The sequence below is a fragment of the Bordetella petrii genome, from assembly GCF_017356245.1.
Classification (GTDB): domain Bacteria; phylum Pseudomonadota; class Gammaproteobacteria; order Burkholderiales; family Burkholderiaceae_B; genus Bordetella_A; species Bordetella_A petrii_D.
This window is the reverse complement of the sequence record NZ_JAFMZZ010000001.1, coordinates 1,862,008-1,878,594: the sequence shown is the minus strand read 5'-3', so window position 1 is coordinate 1,878,594 and position 16,587 is coordinate 1,862,008. Positions and strand designations below refer to the sequence as shown.

Sequence of the window (16,587 nt, the reverse complement as noted above, 5' to 3'; positions counted from 1 at the left end):
CTTACTCCGTAAGGAAGTCGGCGACCGCGCGGGTGTAGGCTTCCGGTTGTTCCCAGTTGGAAAGGTGCGAAGTGTCCAGTTCCACGTAGCGCGCGCCGGCGATGCCCGCGGCCAGCTCGCGGCCGTCTTGCGGGGTGGCCGCCGGGTCTTGCGTGCCGGCGATCACCAGCGTGGGCGCCTTGATGTCGCCCAGCCGGCCGCGCAGGTCGGCATCGCGCAGGGCCGCGCAGTTGCCGCTGTAGCCTTCATCGGGAATGCGGCGCAGCATGTCGACCAGCACCTGGGTCAGGCCCGGCTTGTCGGCGCGAAACGCCGGCGACAGCCAGCGTTCGACCAGGCCGGGCGCCATGTTTTCCAGGCCGTTCTGCGCCACCGCCGCGATGCGCGCCGACCAGCTTTCCACACTGCCGATGCGCGCCGCCGTGTTGCTGAGCACCAGCCGGCGCACGCGCTGCGGGTGGTCCAGCGCCAGCTGCAGCCCGGTGGGGCCGCCCATCGACAGGCCGCAGAAATCGGCCTGGGCGATGTCCAGGTGGTCGAGCAGCTCGGCCACGTCGCCGGCCAGCTGCGCGAAGCTGTATTCGCCCGCCGGCACCGACGATTTGCCGTGGCCGCGCGTGTCGTAGCGCAGTACGCGGAAGTGTTGCGACAGCGCCGGCACCTGGCGCGCCCACATGTCGGCGCAGGTGCCCAGCGAATTCGACAGCACCAGCACGGGGGCGTCGGCGGGGCCGTCGATGACGTAGTACAGGCGTACCTGGCTCAGGTCAGCATAAGACATAAGAAGATTCCTGGGATGCGGCCCGCATTACAGCAGGCACTGGCCGTTGACGTAGGCTTTGCGCCAGCGCGTGATGGCCACGCGCTCGAACAGGCCCGCCTGGCTGAAGGGGTCGGCGGCGATGAAGGCTTCGGCGGCCTCGCGCGTGTCGAGATCCACGACGTACAGCCCGCCGCCGGCATCCTGGCCGTCGTCGTGCAGCTTGGCGCCGCAGGCCAGCAGCAGATGCTTGTTGGCGTCCAGGAATTCCAGGTGCGCGGCGCGCTGCTGCTGGCGCACGGCCTGGTGGCCCGGCTTGTCGAAGGTTTCGATGATGTAGGGCATGGCGGGCTCGCGCGGGGCTCAGATGGCCGAGGGATGGCGCGCCAGCGCCGTTACCTGGATATCCATGTACGGAAACAGCGGCAGCGACGACAGCAGCTGGTGCAGTTCGTCGTTGCTGGCCACGTCGAAGATGCTGACGTTGGCGTAGCGGCCCGCCACGCGCCACAGGTGCGGCCATTTGCCGTCGCGCTGCAGCTGCTGCGCCAAGGCCTTTTCATCGGCCTTGAGCTTGTCGGCGCGTTCGGCGGGCATGTCCACGGGCAGGTTCACTTGCATCTGGACCATGAAAAGCATGGGGTATCTCCAATCGTATTCAGCGGGAAAACTTCAGCGGCAGGCCGGTCAGGCGCAGCAGTTCGTCGGCGCTCATGTCGCCGAACATGTCGATGACGGTGACGCCGTCGGCGCCGATGTCGAAGACGGCCAGGTCGGTGTACACGCGCGACACGCACTGCACGCCGGTCAGCGGGTAGCTGCAGTCGGCCACCAGCTTGCTCTGGCCGTCGCGGGTCAGCAGTTCCATCATCACGAACACGTCTTTGGCGCCGATGGCCAGGTCCATGGCGCCGCCCACGGCCGGAATGGCGTCGGGCGCGCCGGTGTGCCAGTTGGCCAGGTCGCCGCGCTGCGACACCTGGAAGGCGCCCAGCACGCAGATGTCCAGGTGGCCGCCGCGCATCATGGCGAACGAATCGGCATGGTGGAAGAACGAGCAGCCCGGCAGTTCGGTAACGGGCTGCTTGCCGGCGTTGATCAGGTCATAGTCTTCCTGGCCCTTGGCGGGGGCGGGGCCCATGCCCAGCATGCCGTTTTCGGTATGCAGGATCACTTCGCGGTCGGCCGGCAGGTGGTTGGCCACCAGCGTGGGCAGGCCGATGCCCAGGTTGACGTAGGCGCCTTCGGGAATGTCTTGCGCGACGCGGGCGGCGATCTGGTCGCGGGTCAGTTTGCTGCTCATTGCTGCTCCTTGGCGGCCGGGGCGGCGTCGATCTGCACGACGCGCTTGACGAAGATACCGGGGGTGACGACGGTTTCGGGATCGAGCTCGCCCAGTTCGACCACCTGGCGCACCTGGGCCACCGCCACGCGCGCGGCGCTGGCCATGATGGGCCCGAAGTTGCGCGCCGTCTTGCGGTACACCAGGTTGCCCCAGCGGTCGCCGCGTTCGGCCTTGATCAGCGCGTAGTCGGCATGCAGGGGGTATTCAAGCACGTAATGGCGGCCATTGATCTCGCGGACTTCCTTGCCGTCGGCCAGCGGCGTACCGTAGCCGGTGGGCGTGAAGAAGGCGCCGATGCCGGCGCCGGCGGCGCGGATGCGCTCGGCCAGGTTGCCCTGCGGCACCAGTTCCAGCTCGACCTTGCCGCTGCGGTACAGGCCGTCGAAGATCTGCGAATCGACCTGGCGCGGGAACGAGCAGATGATCTTGCGCACGCGGCCCGCGCCCAGCAGCGCGGCCAGGCCGGTGGTGCCGTTGCCGGCGTTGTTGTTGATGATGGTGAGGTCTTTCGCGCCTTGTTCGAGCAGGGCGTCGATCAGTTCCATCGGCTGGCCGGCCGTGCCGAAACCGCCGATCAGGACGGTGGCGCCGTCGGGTACGTCCGCCAGGGCGGCTGCCGCGTTTGCAACGAGCTTTGAGATCATGAGTGTCCGCAGTAAAAAGGGCGTGTCATAATTTGTTCTTTATTAGAACTTTCGTTCTTTTAAAGAACATCGTTTCATGGTGACCTGGGAGTGTCAAGGCGGATGCGCCTGGCGGGTTCCCGGGTGGTGATCAGGGTTGGCGCACGCATGGCTATCGATACGCAGGAAACCCAGCAACCCAGCGATACCTACGTGCAGTCGTTCGCGCGCGGGCTGTCGGTGATACGGGCGTTCGGCCCGCAGCGCCCGCAAATGACGCTGTCCGAAGTGGCGGCCGCCTGCGGCCTGACGCGCGCCGGCGCGCGCCGCATCCTGCTGACCCTGGCCCACCTGGGCTATGTGTCGGTGGAAGACCGCAAATTCGCGCTGACTCCGCGCATTCTCGAACTGGGCTATTCGTACTTGTCGGCCACGCCGCTGTGGGACCTGGCGCTGCCCTACATGGAAGAGGTGGCCGAGACCACGCGCGAATCGTGCTCGGTGTCGGTGCTGGACGGCGTCGACGTGGTGTACATCCTGCGCCTGTCCACCCACAAGGTAATGAGCATCAACCTGTCGGTGGGCAGCCGCCTGCCGGCCTGGGTGACTTCCATGGGCCGCGTGCTGCTGGCCGGCCTGCCGCCGGCCGAACAAGACCGCGTGCTGGCCGCCAGCGATATCCGCCCCCTGACGCGGCACACGGTCACCGACCCGGGCAGGCTCAAGCGCATTCTGGCGCAGGTGCGCGCCGACGGCTATGCCTGCGTGGTGCAGGAGCTCGAACCCGGCCTGCAGTCGGTGGCGGTGCCCATCATCGACCGGGGCGGCCGCGTGATCGGCGCCATGAACGTCAGCGGGCATGCCAACCGCTACTCGCGCGAGGCCATGCTGGACGCCTTCCTGCCGCCGCTGCGCCGCGCGGCCGAACACATCGACCAGGCGCTGCGGCGCCGCTGAGGCGCGGCGGCCGGGGGCGAAGGCGGCGCGGCCGTTCATTCAGACCGGCGCCACGCCCAGCGTGGTGCCGCCGCACACGTACAGCATCTGCCCGGTCACGAAGCCGTTGTCGGGCGACAGGAAGAACATCGCGGCGCGCGCCACGTCTTCGGGCGTGCCCAGGCGCTTGACCACGATGCTGTTGATGATGCGCTGCGTCTGCGGGGCGCCGTCGGGGTTGCTGTTGCGGAACAGGTCGGTGGCGATGGGGCCGGGGCCGATGGCGTTGACGGTAATGCCGTCGCCGCCCAGTTCCATGGCCAGCGTGCGGGTCATGCCCACCAGGCCGGCCTTGGTGGCCGAATACACCACGCGGTCGGGCTTGCCCAGCGCCGCGCGCGACGACATGTTCACGATGCGGCCGAAGCCGGCCGCGCGCATGTCGGGCAGCACGGCCTGCACCAGGATCAGCGCCGTGCGCAGGTGCAGCGCCACGACGTAATCCAGGTCGGCCAGGGTGGCGGTGTCGGCGGTGCCGGGCCGGGTGGCGCCGGCGTTGTTCACCAGCCCCACGATGGCGTGGTCGCGCGTGGCCTGGGCGGCCGCGGCCCTGGTTTGCGCTTCGTCGGTCAGGTCGGCCTGGATCGACACCAGCCCTTCGGGCGGGTTGGCGGGCAGGCGGTAATCGATGTTGACCACGCGGTGGCCCGCGTCGAGCAGCGCGCGCACAATGGCGGCGCCGATGCCGGCGCTGCCGCCGGTAACCAGATAAGCCTGAGCTTTGTTCATATCGATGCTCTTTTAGTGGGTCAGGATGCCCCAGGCGAGCACGGCGACGATGTCGATCAGCCCCACCCACAGCATCATGATGACGGTGTAGCCCATGACGTCGCGCAGCTTCAGCTTCGAGAGCGCCAGCGCGGGCAGGATCCAGAAGGGTTGCACCAGGTCGTTCCAGGCGTTGCCCAGCATGACCGACATCGAGGTCTGGCTGATCGAGCTGCCGATTTCCTTGGCGGCGTCGATCATGAACGGGCCCTGGATCACCCAGTGGCCGCCCCCCGAGGGCGCGAAGAAGTTGATGAAGAACGAGCTGATCAGGCCCCAGAACGGCAGGGTGCCGGCCGAGGCCACGTCGACGAACACGTGCGAGATGGTGTTGACCAGGCCCGAGCCGGCCATGATGGCCATGATGCCGGCGTAGAACGGGTACTGCAGGATGATGCCCGAGATGGTCTTGATGCCTTCATTGAGCTTGGCCACGTAGGCGGCCGGCGTGCCCAGCAGCAGCACGCCCAGGAACAGGATGGTGAAGTTGATCAGGTTCAGGTCCAGCGAGCCGCCGTCCATGAAGTGGAACGCCACGTAGGCCATGCCCAGCAGGCCGATCGCCAGGCTGAGCAGGCGGCTGTTGTTCAGCTTCGAGGCGAAGGTGTTCTGTTCTATCAGGTCGCCGGCCGCGGCGGTTTCGGTGGGCTTGTCGATGGCGGGGTCGACTTCCACGACCTTGTCGCCGCCGCGGGGATGCAGCCAGGCGTTGAGCAGCGGCAAGGTCACGATGATGACCAGGCTGGTCAGCAGCATGGGCGCCGAGAAGATCGTTTCCGACAGCGGGATGACGCCCATCTGGTCGGCCATGGGGTGGCCGGGCGTGGCGATCAGCACCGGAATGCTGGCCGACAGGCCCAGGCCGTACATGGTGAAGCCGCTGTAGGCCGCCGCGATGATCAGCGGATAGTGCACGCCCTTGACCTTCAACGCCAGTTTCTTGGCCACGATGCCGCCGATGACCAGGCCGAAACCCCAGTTCAGGTAGCTGCCGATGCCGCCCACCAGAGTGGCCACGATGATGGCCGTGCGCGGCTGGTGCACGTGGCTGACGATGCGGTTCAGCAGGCGGTCGGTAAGCGGCGCGGTGGCCAGCACATAGCCCATGGCCAGGATCACTGCCATCTGCGTGGTGAAGGCCAGCAGGCTCCAGAAGCCCTTGCCCCATTCACGGGTGACCTGGCCCAGGCTCTGGCCCTCGATGCCCATGGCCATCAGCACGGTCAGCAGCGTCAGCGCGATGGCGAATACGAAGGGGTCGGGCAGATACTTGCGCATCAGCTCCGTGAAAAACGACGTCAGTTTGTTCATGCTGCTTCCAGCTCCGGTAAAGCGTGTCCGTTGGGGGCCGTGGCACGCGGCCGGTGGCGGCCGCCCGGCGCAGCGGCCCGCCGGGTCAGGGGTTTGAAAAGAATAGGATGGGGGTCAATCGGCTTGCCGGCTATTGAGCCAGTCCACCAGGTCGCCCAGGGCGGAGCTCTTGTCGCGCAGCACCTGCTCGCGGCGTTCGGCTGGCCAGTCGTAGAAGCCCTTGCCGGCCTTGGCGCCGATCTGGCCGCTGGCGACCTTGCCGGCCAGCAGGGGCGACGGGGTCGTGCGGTTTTCCAGGTCGGGATACAGATAAGTGGCGATGGCGTGGTGCACGTCCAGGCCGTTCATGTCGCGCTGTTCCAGCGGCCCGGTCAGCGCCAGGCGGATGCCCAGGCTCCACTTGACCACTTCGTCGATATCTTCGGCGCTGGCGATGCCTTTTTCCAGCAGCGACATCGCTTCGCGCGCCAGCGCATGCTGGATGCGGTTGGCGATAAAGCCGGGAATGTCGCGGTTGACCAGCACGGGGCGCTTGCCCACATGGCGCAGCGCGGCCATCACCGTGTCGACGGTGGCCGGAGCGGTGTGGTCGTTGCGCACCACCTCGACCAGCGGAATCACGTCGGCGGGAGTGAAGAAATGCGTGCCCACGAAGCGGTCGCGGCGCGTGACCGCTTGGGCGATGGCATTGATGGACAGGCCCGAAGTATTGGTGGCGAAGATAGTCTCGGGCCGGCACAGCGTGTCCAGCCGCGCGAACACGTCGCGCTTGAGCTCCAGTTTTTCGGGAACGGCCTCGATGACCAGGTCGCAGGAACAGGCCGCTTCCAGGCCGGCGTCCATGCGGATGCGGCGCCGCGTCTCGGCCACGGCGCCGGGGGCATACACCCCGAGCTGCCGGTCGATGACACCGGCGGCGCGCTCCAGCGCGCCGGGCACCGGGTCGATCAGGACCACGTCGAGCCCCTTGGCGGCAAACAGGGCCGCAATACCGCTGCCCATGGCGCCCGCGCCGACCACGGCCAGGCTCTGGATAGGAAGATCCATGTCGATACGCTCTTGAGATGCTCGCGCCGGGCGGCCAGACGCGCGCAGCGCGCCCAGCCGAGCATGCATTCCCGCGCGGGCCGGGAATCAGTATGTTCTATATACGAACATTTGTACGTATNGCCTGCCCAGCACTACTTGCGGATCGGACTGGCGATTTCGCTGCTGCTGCACGCCGGCGCGCTGGCGTGGCGGTTTGCCGCGCCTGCGCCGGCCCGGCCCGCCCAGGCGCCGCTGGAAATCGTGCTGGTCAACGCCCATACGCAGTCCGCCCCCGTCCAGGCGCAAGTGGTGGCGCAAAGCCAGGTGGACGGCGGCGGCAATGCCGAGCGCGGCGTGGCCGCCACGCCGCTGCCGCGCACCGGCGAATCAGCCGAGACCATCGTGCTGCAGGCCATGCGCAAGCGGCAGGCGCAGCTCGAAGCCGAGCAGATGCGCCTGCTGACCCAGTTGGAAGCGCAGGCCAAGACCGGCACCGAGCGCCAGCCGGTCTACCCGTGGCCCGACGCCACGGCGCCCGGCGAAGACGTGCACGACCAGCCCGGCGTGGTGCAGAACGCGCAGGTCGCCACGCTGGCCGCCCGCATCCAGTCGTACAACGCGCAGCCGCGCAAGGAATTCGTCGCGCCCTCGGCGCAGGCATCGCGCTACGCCGCCTATCTCGACGCCTGGCGCTCGCGCGTCGAGGCCATCGGCACCCGGCACTACCCCGAAGAGGCGCGCGGCCGCATCTACGGCTCGCTGCAGATCACCGTATCGGTGCGCGCCGACGGCAGCGTGGCCAGTGTCGAGATCGACCAGCCGTCGGAACACGCCGTGCTGAACCAGGCCGCGCGGCGCATCGTGCAGATGGCGGCGCCCTTTCCTCCCTTCCCGCCGCAGATTGCGCGCGAAGCCGACATGCTGGTCATTACCCGCACCTGGCATTTCGTCAACGACACCCTGGAAACCCGAGTCCCATGAGCCAGGCCAGTTCCCTGCCCCGCTACGCCGTGATCGGCAACCCCGTGGCGCACAGCCGCTCGCCGCAGATCCACGCCATGTTCTCGGCGCAGACCGGCAAGCCGCTGCAGTACGAGCGGCTGCCGGCGCCGGTGGACGGCTTCGCGGCCACCGTGCAGGCGTTTCGCGAACAGGGCGGCCTGGGCCTGAACGTGACCGTGCCGTTCAAGGAAGAGGCCCGCGAACTGGCCGGCGCGCACCTGAGCGAGCGGGCCCGCCTGGCCGGCGCGGTCAATACGCTGTGGCTGCGCGACGGCGCCTGGCATGGCTGCAACACCGACGGGGTGGGGCTGGTGGGCGACCTGCTGCGGCTGGGCGTGATGCTGGAAGGCGCCCGCGTGCTGCTGGTGGGCGCCGGCGGCGCGGCCCGCGGCGTGCTGCAGCCGCTGGCCGCGGCCGGCTGCGCCCGCATCCATATCGTCAACCGCAGCCCCCAGCGCGCGCACGACCTGGCCGCCGGCTGGGCCGCGGCCGGCGCCGTGCCGGGCACGCACGTCACGGCGGGGGCCCTGGCCGAGGCCGGCGCCGCGGGCGGCTGGAACGTGGTGATCAACGCCACCGCCAGCAGCCTGCAGGGTGCCGCGCCCGAGCTGCCGCGCGGCCTGTACGCGCCCGATGCCCTGGCCTACGACATGATGTATGCGGCTCATCCCACGGCGTTCATGCGCCAGGCCACCGAAGACGGCGCCGCCCGCACGGCCGACGGCCTGGGCATGCTGGTGGGCCAGGCCGCCGAAAGCTTCCTGATCTGGCACGGGGTGCGGCCCGACCCGTCGCCCGTGCTGGCCGCCCTGCGCGCCGCGCTGCTGGCCAGGGACTGACCGGGCATGCCGACGCGCCGTTCGACCATGGGCCGGATCCGCTGGGGCCGGGTCATCGGCGCGGGCATCATGGCACTGCTGTGCCTGCTGATCATGTACCAGCTGTGGATGTTCTGCCTGGTGGTCTGGTATGCCTACCGCGACCCGGGCAGCAGCGCCATCATGCGCCAGGAATTGTCGCGGCTGCGCGAGACCGACCCCGATGCCGAGCTGCAGTACCGGTGGGTGCCGTACGACCGCATCAGCAATTCGCTCAAGCGCGCGGTGGTGGCGTCCGAAGACGCCAATTTCACCGAGCACGACGGCGTCGAATGGGACGCCATCCGCAAGGCCTGGGAATACAACCAGCGCCAGGAGGCGCGCGGCCGCCACAAGATGCGCGGCGGCTCGACCATTACCCAGCAGCTGGCCAAGAACCTGTTCCTGTCCAGCTCGCGCAGCTACCTGCGCAAGGGCCAGGAACTGGTGCTGACCTACATGATCGAACATGTCATGCCCAAGCAGCGCATCCTGGAGCTGTATCTGAATGTGGCCGAATGGGGCGTGGGGGTGTTCGGCGCCGAGGCGGCCGCCCGCCACTACTACAAGACCAGCGCCGCCGGGCTGGGCAGTTCCCAGGCGGCGCGCCTGGCGGCCATGCTGCCCAACCCGCGCTATTACGACAAACACCGGCACACCAGTTACCTGAATTCGCGCACCGGCACCCTGACCCGCCGCATGCGCATGGTTGACATTCCTTGACACACGCAAGGAAGTGCCGGGATGCCGGCCGATTTTGGTAAGCTTTCACGTTTACGCGCATACCGACGCACACCCTTTTCATGCGTACAGCCCGCCGCTATCTGGCCCGCGAAATCTATCGCTCTTGTGCAGTGGTCCTGCTGGCCCTGCTGGGCCTGTTCACGTTCTTCGCCCTGGTCGACGACCTGGACAACGTGGGCGACAAGTTCAGCATGCTGGCCCTGCTGTACATGCAGGCCCTGGCGCTGCCCACCCGCCTGTACGACCTGCTGCCCATCGGGCTGCTGATCGGCGCCATCCTGGCGCTGGCCGGGCTGGCGCAGCGCAACGAGCTGGTCATCCTGCGGGTCTCGGGGGTCAGCGGCATGCGGCTGCTGCGCATGCTGTGGCTGATCACCCTGCCCCTGATGATCGGCGCCTCGCTGTTGTCCGAGTTCGTCACGCCGGCCGCCGAGATCAAAAGCGGCGAGGCCAGCCTGATGTTCCGCGGCAAGGCCAGCGGCACCCGCATGGACAGCGGCTACTGGTTCAAGGAACCCACCCGCGACGGCGGCACCCGCATCATCAACATCGCCAAACTGCTGGCCGACGGCAACGTCGAGGGCGTCACGGTGTATGAATTCAAGCCGGGCCTGCAGCTGACCACCATGTCCACGGCCGCCACCGGCGCGTTCACCGACGACAAGCTGATGCTGAAAGACGTGGCCGAAACCCACATCGACGACCGCGCCGCGCAGGCGCTGGCCGACGCCAAGCCGCCGCGCACGCCGCCGGCGCGCGTAAGCAAGCTGCCGCAGCGCGAACTGGACACCACGCTCAGCCCCGGACGCCTGCTGGCCCGCGTGCTGACCCCCGAGCGCATGTCGCTGGGCACCCTGCTCGACTACATCGACTACCTGCACCACAACCAGCTCGACGCCGGCCGCCAGGTGGTGGCGCTGTGGCGCAAGGTCTCGTATCCCTTCACGCTGCTGGTCATGATCACCATCGCCGCGCCCATCGGCTTCATGCAGACGCGCCGCGGCGGCGTGGGCGCCAAGGTGTTCATCGGCATTCTGCTGGGCGTGGGCTTCTTCATGCTGAACCAGCTGGCGCTGAACGTCGGCATGCTGAGCCGCTGGCCGCCGTGGCTGACGGCGCTGGGCCCCAACCTGGGGGCCACACTGCTGGCGCTGGGCGCGCTCAGCCTGATGGAATACCGCCACGCCACCGCGCGGTTCGCGCAGGCGCGCTGGCCCTGGAGACGAAGCCCCGCATGAAAGGCAGCATCTGGATGATCGGCGACGTGCAAGGTTGCTGCGCGCCGCTGGACGAACTTCTTGCGCACCCCGACCTGGCCGGCGACCCCGACGCGCAGTTCTGGTTTGCCGGCGACCTGGTCAACCGCGGCCCGCAGTCGCTGGCCAGCCTGCGCCGCATCATCGGGCTGGGCGAGCGCGCCGTTTCGGTGCTGGGCAACCACGACCTGCATCTGCTGGCCGCCGCCGCCGGCGTGCGCAAGCCGTCGAAGTCGGACACCATCGACGAGATCCTGCAGGCCCCCGACGCCGACGAACTGATCGACTGGCTGCGCTTTCGGCCGCTGGCCCACTTCGAGCAGGGCCACCTGCTGGTGCATGCCGGCGTGCTGGCCAAATGGGACGTGGCCAAGACCCTGGCGCTGGCCGGCGAAGTCCAGGACGCCCTGCGCGGACCGAACTGGCAGAAGGCGCTGCAGAAAATGTACGGCAACGAGCCGGCCCACTGGAAAGAACGCCACAAGGGCGGCAAGCGGATGCGCGTGATCATCAACGCGCTGACCCGCATCCGCCTGTGCACGCCGGCGGGCCACATGGAATTCGCCACCAAGGTGGCCCCGGGCGCATGGCCGGCCGGCCTGCTGCCCTGGTTCGACGTGCCCGGCCGCGCCACGCGCGACATCACCGTGGTGTTCGGGCACTGGTCCACCCTGGGCCTGCTGGTGCGGCCCGACGTCATCTGCCTGGACACCGGCTGCGTATGGGGCGGCTCGCTGACGGCCATGCGCCTGCAGGACCGCAAGGTGGCGCAGATCAAGTGCTCGCAGTTCCAGGACCCGCTGGGCGAATAGCGCGGCGGGAATCGCCGGGCCGCGGGCCGGCGGGCGCGCCCTACAGCCGGGCGGCGATGGCCGCGCGCGCCAGCCGCGACATCTCGAGCCGGCTGACCGGCTGGCCGTCGGGTGCCTGCGCCTGCAGCGGCGGCAGGAATTCGACTTCCACAGCCAGGCCGGTGGCCCCTAGCACGCGCCACAAGTTCACCGCCAGGGTTTCTTCGCCCACGAACGCGGCCAGCGGGCTGCGCCGGCCATGCTGCAGGAAGCGCAGCACCACCGGTTGAATAGGCACGCCCGCGGTGCGGGCCGGCTCGAACAGGCTGGCGTGGAAAGGGCGCACGGTGTCGCCCTCGCTGGTGGTGCCTTCGGGAAACAGGCCCACCGCCACGCCCTGCCGGAAGCGCGCCTGCACCGATTCGCCCACCGCATGCACGGCGTGGCGCTGGCCCCGCTCGATGAACAGCGTGCCGGCGCCGGCGGCCAGCCAGCCGATCAGCGGCCAGCCGCGGATCTCGCTCTTGGCCACGAAGGCCGTGGCGCGCACCGAATTGACCACGAAGATATCGACCCAGGACACGTGGTTGGCCACCCACAGCACGGGGCCGGACAGCACCGGGTCGCCGCTTTCCACCACGCGGATGCCGCACATGGCCATCAGCTTGCGCGACCAGTAGCGGTTCAGGCCGGCGCGCGCGGGCAGTTCCATGAAAGGGTAGGCCAGGCCCACGCACAGCAGGCCGAACACGATCCACGGCGCCACCAGGGCCAGGCGCAGGATGACACGCGGCAACTTCAGCAAATCAGGGGCTCCCAGGCCGCATCGGCGCCCACCCGTGTGGCGCGCCGCCGGCCGGCCAGCATCATACCCGCGATCGGGGTCGGCGCACGACTGGCACGGATCATGGCAGGGCGTCGAGATAGCGTTGCAGGATGACCGCGGCCGCCACCGCGTCGTCGGGCGCATGGGTGCCCAGCAGGCGCTGGGCTTCCATGCTGGAGCCGCGCTCGTCGACCAGTTCGACGGCCAGGCCGAAGCGGCCGTGCAGCTGGTTGGCGAAGCGCCGGCAGCGCGCGGTGGCGGGCTGTTCGCCGCCGTCGGTGGCCAGCGCCAGGCCGACAACCACGCGCTGCGGCTGCCATAGCTGCAGCAGCTGCCCGATGCGGGCAAAGCGCGCCTCGCGGACTTCGGAGAAGATGATTTCCAGGGGCCGCGCCTGGCGCGTCAGCGTATTGCCGATGGCGATGCCGATTTTCTTTTCGCCGAAATCGAAGGCCAGCAGGGTTTCTTCAGGCATGCCCCGCACCGCCGGACAGCATCACCGGATCGACGCCCAGCAGCTTCAGGGCGGCGGGGTAGCGGTCTTCGGGCGGCACATCGAAGATGATGTCGGCGTCGGCGCCCACGCTGAGCCAGGCGTTCTGGGCCATTTCGCTTTCGAGCTGGCCGGCGCCCCAGCCCGCATAGCCCAGGGTGACCAGCATGCGCGCCGGGCCGTTGCCGTCGGCCACGGCCTGCAGCACGTCGCGCGAGGTGGTCAGCGCGAGGTCGCCCAGCTTGATGCTGGAACTGTAGTCGCCGGCCGGCGCGTGCAGCACGAAGCCGCGGTCGGTTTGCACCGGCCCGCCGAAGAACACGGGCGAGTCTTTTACGGGCCGGATCTCGAGGGTGAGATCGATGCGCTCGAACAGGCTGGCCAGAGTGAGGTCGGTGGGCCGGTTGATGACCAGCCCCAGCGCGCCGCGCGCGGTATGTTCGCAGACATAGATGACCGAGCCGGCCAGGCTGCCCTCGACCATCTGGGGCATGGCGATCAGGAACTGATTGGAAAAATCGGTGGCCGGGGCGTCGGTGGCGTCGTCGTCGTCGGCCTGCGTATCGTGGTTTTCGTCGGTCATGGCAACCCCTTGGGGCTGTGCACAGGCGGCCAGGCCGCGAACGGCCGGGACACTCGCGAGATCAGATTTCCATCAGTTCGAAGTCTTCCTTGCGGGCCCCGCATTCGGGGCAGACCCAATTGGGGGGCACGTCTTCCCAGCGGGTGCCGGGAGCGATGCCTTCATCGGGCAAGCCGGCCTCTTCATCGTAAACCCAACCACAGATCAGACACATCCAAGTACGCATAGTTCTCTTTTCTCTGTTACATCGACGGACGCCCGCCCCCGGGTGCGGGCCAAGCGCCAGGCGCATCCATTAGAATGGGGCAATCTTACCGAAACCCAATAGGGGTTGCCCGATTTGCCCTGGCGCAGCCGGCGCATCCCCCCTCTTTCGCGCAGCATGTGGCTCCAGTGACTCCCCCTCTTATCCTGATTTTCGGGCCGGTCGACCCGTCTGGCGCCGACGGCCTGCCGGCCGACGCCGTCACCTGTGCCCGCCTGGGGTGCCACGGCCTGGCCGCGGCCACCGCCCTGACCGTGCAGGATACCGCCGGCATCGAAGAAATCCACCCCGTATCGCCCGAGCTGCTCGACGACCAGGCCCGCTGCCTGCTCGAGGACATGCCGGTGCAGGCCATCAAGGTCGGCGGGCTGTACGGCGCCGAGGCGGCCAGCGTGGCCGCGCAGGTGGCCGCCGACTACAACCAGGTGCCGCTGGTGCTGCACCTGGGCCAGCGCGGCCTGCCGGCGCACGACGCCGCCTCGCAGGACGACGCCGACGACCTGCTGGCCGCCACCCTGGAACTCGTGCTGCCGCAAACCGACCTGGTGGTGGTCGAGCACCTGCGGCTGGCGCAATGGCATGCCGATGGCGATATCGACATCGGCGACGCGCCCAGCCCGATGCACGCCCTGGTGGCGGGCGGCGCGCAATGGGTGCTGGTGCTGGGCGCGCCGGTGCGCCCGGGGCACCATGCCAACGTGCTGCTGGGCCCCGGCGGCCAGACCGCCACCTGGCCCTGGCAGGCGCCGCCCGAACGCAATAGCGACACCGGCGGGGTAGCCGCCACCGCCGTCGCGGCCATGCTGGCCCAGGGGCTGGACATGCCCAAGGCTGTCGAACAGGCCCTGCGCCATGCCGACGACAGCGTAGGCGGCGCGTTCCTGGCCGGCATGGGCCGGCGCATTCCCAACCGCATCGGCGCGCCATGACCCCCAAGGCATCCATGAGCCCCCTGCGCTTTCCGGCCGGCCTGTACGGCGTCACCCCCGAATGGGACGACACCGGCCGCCTGCTGGACGCCGTGCGCCTGGCCGCCGCCGGCGGCATGACCGCCCTGCAGCTGCGCCGCAAAGACGCCAGCCCCGCGCTGCGCGCCGCGCAGGCCCGCACGCTGGCGCCGCTGTGCCGCGAACTGGGCGTGGTGTTCCTGGTCAACGACCACTGGCGGCTGGCGCTGGAAGTCGGCGCCGACGGGGCCCACCTGGGCCGCGACGACGGCGACCTGGCGCAGGCGCGCGCCCAGGCCGGCCCGGACCTGATCCTGGGCGCGTCGTGCTACGACGACCTGGCGCTGGCGCGCCAGCTGCTCGAGGCCGGGGCCGATTACATCGCCTTCGGCGCGGTGTTTCCCTCTTCCACCAAGCCGCAGGCGGTGCGCGCCCCGCTGGCGCTGCTCGGCCAGGCCCGCGTGCTGGCCGCCACCCGCGCGGCGCCGCGGCCCGCCGTGGTGGCCATTGGCGGCATCACGCCGGCCAATGCGCCGCAAGTCGCCCAGGCCGGCGCCGACAGCGTCGCCGTCATCACCGGCCTGTTCGAGGCGCCCGACATCCGGCAGGCCGCGCAGGCCTGCGCGGCGCCTTTCACCGCTTCTACTCACTTCCAGCCGTAACACCATGTCCAGCAACGCCCAACTCTTCGATCGTGCCTGCCGCAGCATTCCCGGCGGCGTCAATTCGCCCGTGCGCGCCTTCCGCTCGGTGGGCGGCACGCCGCGCTTCATCAAGCGCGCGCAGGGCCCCTATGTGTGGGACGAAGAAGACACCCGCTACATCGACTACGTCGGTTCCTGGGGCCCCGCCATCCTGGGCCACGCCCACCCCGAAGTGGTGCAGGCGGTGCGCGAGGCCGCGCTCGACGGGCTGTCGTTCGGCGCGCCCACGCGGGCCGAGATCGAGCTGGCCGAAGTGCTGATCGAACGCCTGCCCTCGCTGGAACAGGTGCGGCTGGTCAGCTCGGGCACCGAAGCCACCATGACGGCCATCCGCCTGGCGCGGGGCGCCACCGGCCGGGCCAAGATCGTCAAGTTCGAAGGCTGCTACCACGGGCATTCCGACAGCCTGCTGGTCAAGGCCGGCTCGGGCCTGCTGACCTTCGGCAACCCCAGCTCGGCCGGCGTGCCGCCCGAGTTCGTATCGCACACGCTGACCCTCGAATACAACAACCTGGCCGCGGTGCAGGCCGCCTTCGCGCAGCACGGCGCCGACATCGCCTGCGTGATCGTCGAGCCGGTGGCCGGCAACATGAACCTGATCAAGCCGGCTGCCGGCTTCCTGCAAGGCCTGCGCGACGTCTGCACGCAGCATGGCGCCGTGCTGATCTTCGACGAAGTCATGACGGGCTTTCGCGTCGGTCCGCAGGGCGTGCAGGGCCTGGCGGGCATCAAGCCCGACCTGACCACCCTGGCCAAGGTCATCGGCGGCGGCATGCCGGTGGGCGCGCTGGGCGGCCGGGCCGACCTGATGGCCCACCTGGCGCCGCTGGGCGGCGTGTACCAGGCCGGCACCCTGTCGGGCAACCCGGTGGCGGTGGCCGCCGGCCTGGCCACGCTGCGCCTGATTGCCCAGCCCGGTTTCTATGAACGGCTGGCCGCGCAGACCCTGCGCCTGACCGATGGGCTGCGCCAGCGCGCCCAGGCCGCCGGCATCCCGTTCGCGGCCGATGCCATCGGCGGCATGTTCGGCCTGTATTTCCGCGATACAGTGCCCGCGTCTTTCGCCGAAGTGTCGGCCGGCGACGCGGCGGCCTTCAAGCGCTTCTTCCATGCCATGCTCGACCGCGGCGTGCACTTCGCGCCGTCGGCCTTCGAAGCCGGTTTCGTGTCCGCCACCCACGACGACGCGGTCATCGACGCCACGCTGGAAGCGGCAGAAGCCGTTTTTGCCGGAATGCGCTGACCCCCGAAGCGCCGCGCGCTTCTTCCTGGCCCGGGTGTCGGGCG

21 protein-coding genes are annotated in these 16,587 nt (G+C 69.2%); 9 read left to right on the top strand and 12 right to left on the bottom strand.

Annotated elements, in window-relative coordinates; translation table 11 throughout:
• Position 1: 1 nt before the first annotated feature.
• The 5 genes from pcaD to J2P76_RS09135 are packed head-to-tail and all read right to left on the bottom strand — an operon-like array spanning position 2 to position 2,749.
• Positions 2–781 (bottom strand): 3-oxoadipate enol-lactonase, encoded by a 780-nt coding sequence (pcaD, locus tag J2P76_RS09155; protein ID WP_207406575.1) that lies wholly within the window; start codon positions 779–781, stop codon positions 2–4.
• Positions 782–808: 27 nt separating this feature from the next.
• Positions 809–1,105, bottom strand: coding sequence for a YciI family protein (locus tag J2P76_RS09150; protein WP_207406573.1), 297 nt, complete (start codon positions 1,103–1,105; stop codon positions 809–811).
• 18 nt (positions 1,106–1,123) lie between these two features.
• Complete coding sequence (catC, locus tag J2P76_RS09145; protein ID WP_012251359.1) at positions 1,124–1,399, bottom strand: muconolactone Delta-isomerase; 276 nt, start codon at positions 1,397–1,399, stop codon at positions 1,124–1,126.
• 19 nt (positions 1,400–1,418) lie between these two features.
• Entirely contained in the window at positions 1,419–2,063 is a 645-nt protein-coding gene (locus tag J2P76_RS09140; RefSeq protein WP_207406571.1) for a 3-oxoacid CoA-transferase subunit B, read from the bottom strand.
• Complete coding sequence (locus tag J2P76_RS09135) at positions 2,060–2,749, bottom strand: 3-oxoacid CoA-transferase subunit A (protein WP_207406569.1); 690 nt, start codon at positions 2,747–2,749, stop codon at positions 2,060–2,062. The genes J2P76_RS09140 and J2P76_RS09135 overlap by 4 nt, the downstream gene beginning before the upstream one ends.
• Before the next feature lie 147 nt (positions 2,750–2,896).
• On the opposite strand from J2P76_RS09135, the gene J2P76_RS09130 reads away from it, so the two are divergent.
• Complete coding sequence (locus tag J2P76_RS09130; RefSeq protein ID WP_242697330.1) at positions 2,897–3,685, top strand: IclR family transcriptional regulator; 789 nt, start codon at positions 2,897–2,899, stop codon at positions 3,683–3,685.
• A 39-nt stretch (positions 3,686–3,724) separates the two neighbouring features.
• On the opposite strand, the gene J2P76_RS09125 is transcribed toward J2P76_RS09130, so the two are convergent.
• The 3 genes from J2P76_RS09125 to J2P76_RS09115 all read right to left on the bottom strand — a co-directional run bounded on the left by J2P76_RS09125 (position 3,725) and on the right by J2P76_RS09115 (position 6,850).
• A complete protein-coding gene (locus J2P76_RS09125; RefSeq protein ID WP_207406567.1) occupies positions 3,725–4,453 on the bottom strand; it encodes an SDR family NAD(P)-dependent oxidoreductase in 729 nt (242 codons plus the stop codon).
• Between the two features lie 12 nt (positions 4,454–4,465).
• Positions 4,466–5,803 (bottom strand): short-chain fatty acid transporter, encoded by a 1,338-nt coding sequence (locus J2P76_RS09120; protein ID WP_207406565.1) that lies wholly within the window; start codon positions 5,801–5,803, stop codon positions 4,466–4,468.
• Between the two features lie 114 nt (positions 5,804–5,917).
• Positions 5,918–6,850: a 3-hydroxyacyl-CoA dehydrogenase family protein gene (locus tag J2P76_RS09115; protein WP_207406564.1), complete on the bottom strand. Its 933-nt coding sequence runs from the start codon at positions 6,848–6,850 to the stop codon at positions 5,918–5,920.
• 63 nt (positions 6,851–6,913) lie between these two features.
• On the opposite strand from J2P76_RS09115, the gene J2P76_RS09110 reads away from it, so the two are divergent.
• From J2P76_RS09110 to J2P76_RS09090, 5 genes are all read left to right on the top strand, one after another.
• Positions 6,914–7,813 (top strand): TonB family protein, encoded by a 900-nt coding sequence (locus tag J2P76_RS09110; RefSeq protein ID WP_207406562.1) that lies wholly within the window; start codon positions 6,914–6,916, stop codon positions 7,811–7,813.
• On the top strand, positions 7,810–8,673 hold the full coding sequence (gene aroE / locus J2P76_RS09105; RefSeq protein ID WP_207406560.1) for a shikimate dehydrogenase: 864 nt from the start codon (positions 7,810–7,812) through the stop codon (positions 8,671–8,673). Before J2P76_RS09110 ends, aroE begins: the two co-directional genes overlap by 4 nt.
• A gap of 6 nt (positions 8,674–8,679) precedes the next feature.
• On the top strand, positions 8,680–9,414 hold the full coding sequence (gene mtgA, locus J2P76_RS09100) for a monofunctional biosynthetic peptidoglycan transglycosylase (protein ID WP_207406558.1): 735 nt from the start codon (positions 8,680–8,682) through the stop codon (positions 9,412–9,414).
• Between the two features lie 80 nt (positions 9,415–9,494).
• Complete coding sequence (lptG, locus tag J2P76_RS09095) at positions 9,495–10,673, top strand: LPS export ABC transporter permease LptG (RefSeq protein WP_207406556.1); 1,179 nt, start codon at positions 9,495–9,497, stop codon at positions 10,671–10,673.
• Positions 10,670–11,503, top strand: coding sequence for a symmetrical bis(5'-nucleosyl)-tetraphosphatase (locus J2P76_RS09090; protein WP_207406554.1), 834 nt, complete (start codon positions 10,670–10,672; stop codon positions 11,501–11,503). Before lptG ends, J2P76_RS09090 begins: the two co-directional genes overlap by 4 nt.
• A 40-nt stretch (positions 11,504–11,543) precedes the next feature.
• On the opposite strand, the gene J2P76_RS09085 is transcribed toward J2P76_RS09090, so the two are convergent.
• From J2P76_RS09085 to J2P76_RS09070, 4 genes are all read right to left on the bottom strand, one after another.
• Positions 11,544–12,284, bottom strand: coding sequence for a lysophospholipid acyltransferase family protein (locus J2P76_RS09085; RefSeq protein ID WP_207409158.1), 741 nt, complete (start codon positions 12,282–12,284; stop codon positions 11,544–11,546).
• 103 nt (positions 12,285–12,387) lie between these two features.
• Positions 12,388–12,783 (bottom strand): Holliday junction resolvase RuvX, encoded by a 396-nt coding sequence (ruvX, locus tag J2P76_RS09080; RefSeq protein ID WP_207406552.1) that lies wholly within the window; start codon positions 12,781–12,783, stop codon positions 12,388–12,390.
• Positions 12,776–13,384: a YqgE/AlgH family protein gene (locus tag J2P76_RS09075; protein WP_207406550.1), complete on the bottom strand. Its 609-nt coding sequence runs from the start codon at positions 13,382–13,384 to the stop codon at positions 12,776–12,778. The genes ruvX and J2P76_RS09075 overlap by 8 nt, the downstream gene beginning before the upstream one ends.
• A 61-nt stretch (positions 13,385–13,445) precedes the next feature.
• On the bottom strand, positions 13,446–13,610 hold the full coding sequence (locus tag J2P76_RS09070) for a rubredoxin (protein ID WP_003814980.1): 165 nt from the start codon (positions 13,608–13,610) through the stop codon (positions 13,446–13,448).
• Positions 13,611–13,777: 167 nt separating this feature from the next.
• Here J2P76_RS09070 and J2P76_RS09065 point away from each other — a divergent pair, with 167 nt between their 5' ends.
• The 3 genes from J2P76_RS09065 to hemL are packed head-to-tail and all read left to right on the top strand — an operon-like array spanning position 13,778 to position 16,543.
• Positions 13,778–14,578, top strand: coding sequence for a bifunctional hydroxymethylpyrimidine kinase/phosphomethylpyrimidine kinase (locus tag J2P76_RS09065; RefSeq protein ID WP_207406548.1), 801 nt, complete (start codon positions 13,778–13,780; stop codon positions 14,576–14,578).
• Between the two features lie 14 nt (positions 14,579–14,592).
• On the top strand, positions 14,593–15,258 hold the full coding sequence (gene thiE, locus J2P76_RS09060) for a thiamine phosphate synthase (RefSeq protein ID WP_207409157.1): 666 nt from the start codon (positions 14,593–14,595) through the stop codon (positions 15,256–15,258).
• Positions 15,259–15,262: 4 nt separating this feature from the next.
• Positions 15,263–16,543, top strand: coding sequence for a glutamate-1-semialdehyde 2,1-aminomutase (gene hemL / locus J2P76_RS09055; protein ID WP_207406546.1), 1,281 nt, complete (start codon positions 15,263–15,265; stop codon positions 16,541–16,543).
• Positions 16,544–16,587: the final 44 nt, after the last annotated feature.

Bases quoted from the DNA above. Each gene is read 5' to 3' on its own strand.
- J2P76_RS09140 (WP_207406571.1), bottom strand. From the start codon at position 2,063: ATGAGCAGCAAACTGACCCGCGACCAGATCGCCGCCCGCGTCGCGCAA.
- J2P76_RS09070 (WP_003814980.1), bottom strand. From the start codon at position 13,610: ATGCGTACTTGGATGTGTCTGATCTGTGGTTGGGTTTACGATGAAGAG.
- catC (WP_012251359.1), bottom strand. From the start codon at position 1,399: ATGCTTTTCATGGTCCAGATGCAAGTGAACCTGCCCGTGGACATGCCC.
- lptG (WP_207406556.1), top strand. From the start codon at position 9,495: ATGCGTACAGCCCGCCGCTATCTGGCCCGCGAAATCTATCGCTCTTGT.
- J2P76_RS09125 (WP_207406567.1), bottom strand. From the start codon at position 4,453: ATGAACAAAGCTCAGGCTTATCTGGTTACCGGCGGCAGCGCCGGCATC.
- hemL (WP_207406546.1), top strand. From the start codon at position 15,263: ATGTCCAGCAACGCCCAACTCTTCGATCGTGCCTGCCGCAGCATTCCC.
- ruvX (WP_207406552.1), bottom strand. From the start codon at position 12,783: ATGCCTGAAGAAACCCTGCTGGCCTTCGATTTCGGCGAAAAGAAAATC.
- aroE (WP_207406560.1), top strand. From the start codon at position 7,810: ATGAGCCAGGCCAGTTCCCTGCCCCGCTACGCCGTGATCGGCAACCCC.
- J2P76_RS09150 (WP_207406573.1), bottom strand. From the start codon at position 1,105: ATGCCCTACATCATCGAAACCTTCGACAAGCCGGGCCACCAGGCCGTG.
- pcaD (WP_207406575.1), bottom strand. From the start codon at position 781: ATGTCTTATGCTGACCTGAGCCAGGTACGCCTGTACTACGTCATCGAC.
- J2P76_RS09075 (WP_207406550.1), bottom strand. From the start codon at position 13,384: ATGACCGACGAAAACCACGATACGCAGGCCGACGACGACGACGCCACC.
- J2P76_RS09090 (WP_207406554.1), top strand. From the start codon at position 10,670: ATGAAAGGCAGCATCTGGATGATCGGCGACGTGCAAGGTTGCTGCGCG.
- J2P76_RS09135 (WP_207406569.1), bottom strand. From the start codon at position 2,749: ATGATCTCAAAGCTCGTTGCAAACGCGGCAGCCGCCCTGGCGGACGTA.
- J2P76_RS09115 (WP_207406564.1), bottom strand. From the start codon at position 6,850: ATGGATCTTCCTATCCAGAGCCTGGCCGTGGTCGGCGCGGGCGCCATG.
- mtgA (WP_207406558.1), top strand. From the start codon at position 8,680: ATGCCGACGCGCCGTTCGACCATGGGCCGGATCCGCTGGGGCCGGGTC.
- thiE (WP_207409157.1), top strand. From the start codon at position 14,593: ATGAGCCCCCTGCGCTTTCCGGCCGGCCTGTACGGCGTCACCCCCGAA.
- J2P76_RS09120 (WP_207406565.1), bottom strand. From the start codon at position 5,803: ATGAACAAACTGACGTCGTTTTTCACGGAGCTGATGCGCAAGTATCTG.
- J2P76_RS09130 (WP_242697330.1), top strand. From the start codon at position 2,897: ATGGCTATCGATACGCAGGAAACCCAGCAACCCAGCGATACCTACGTG.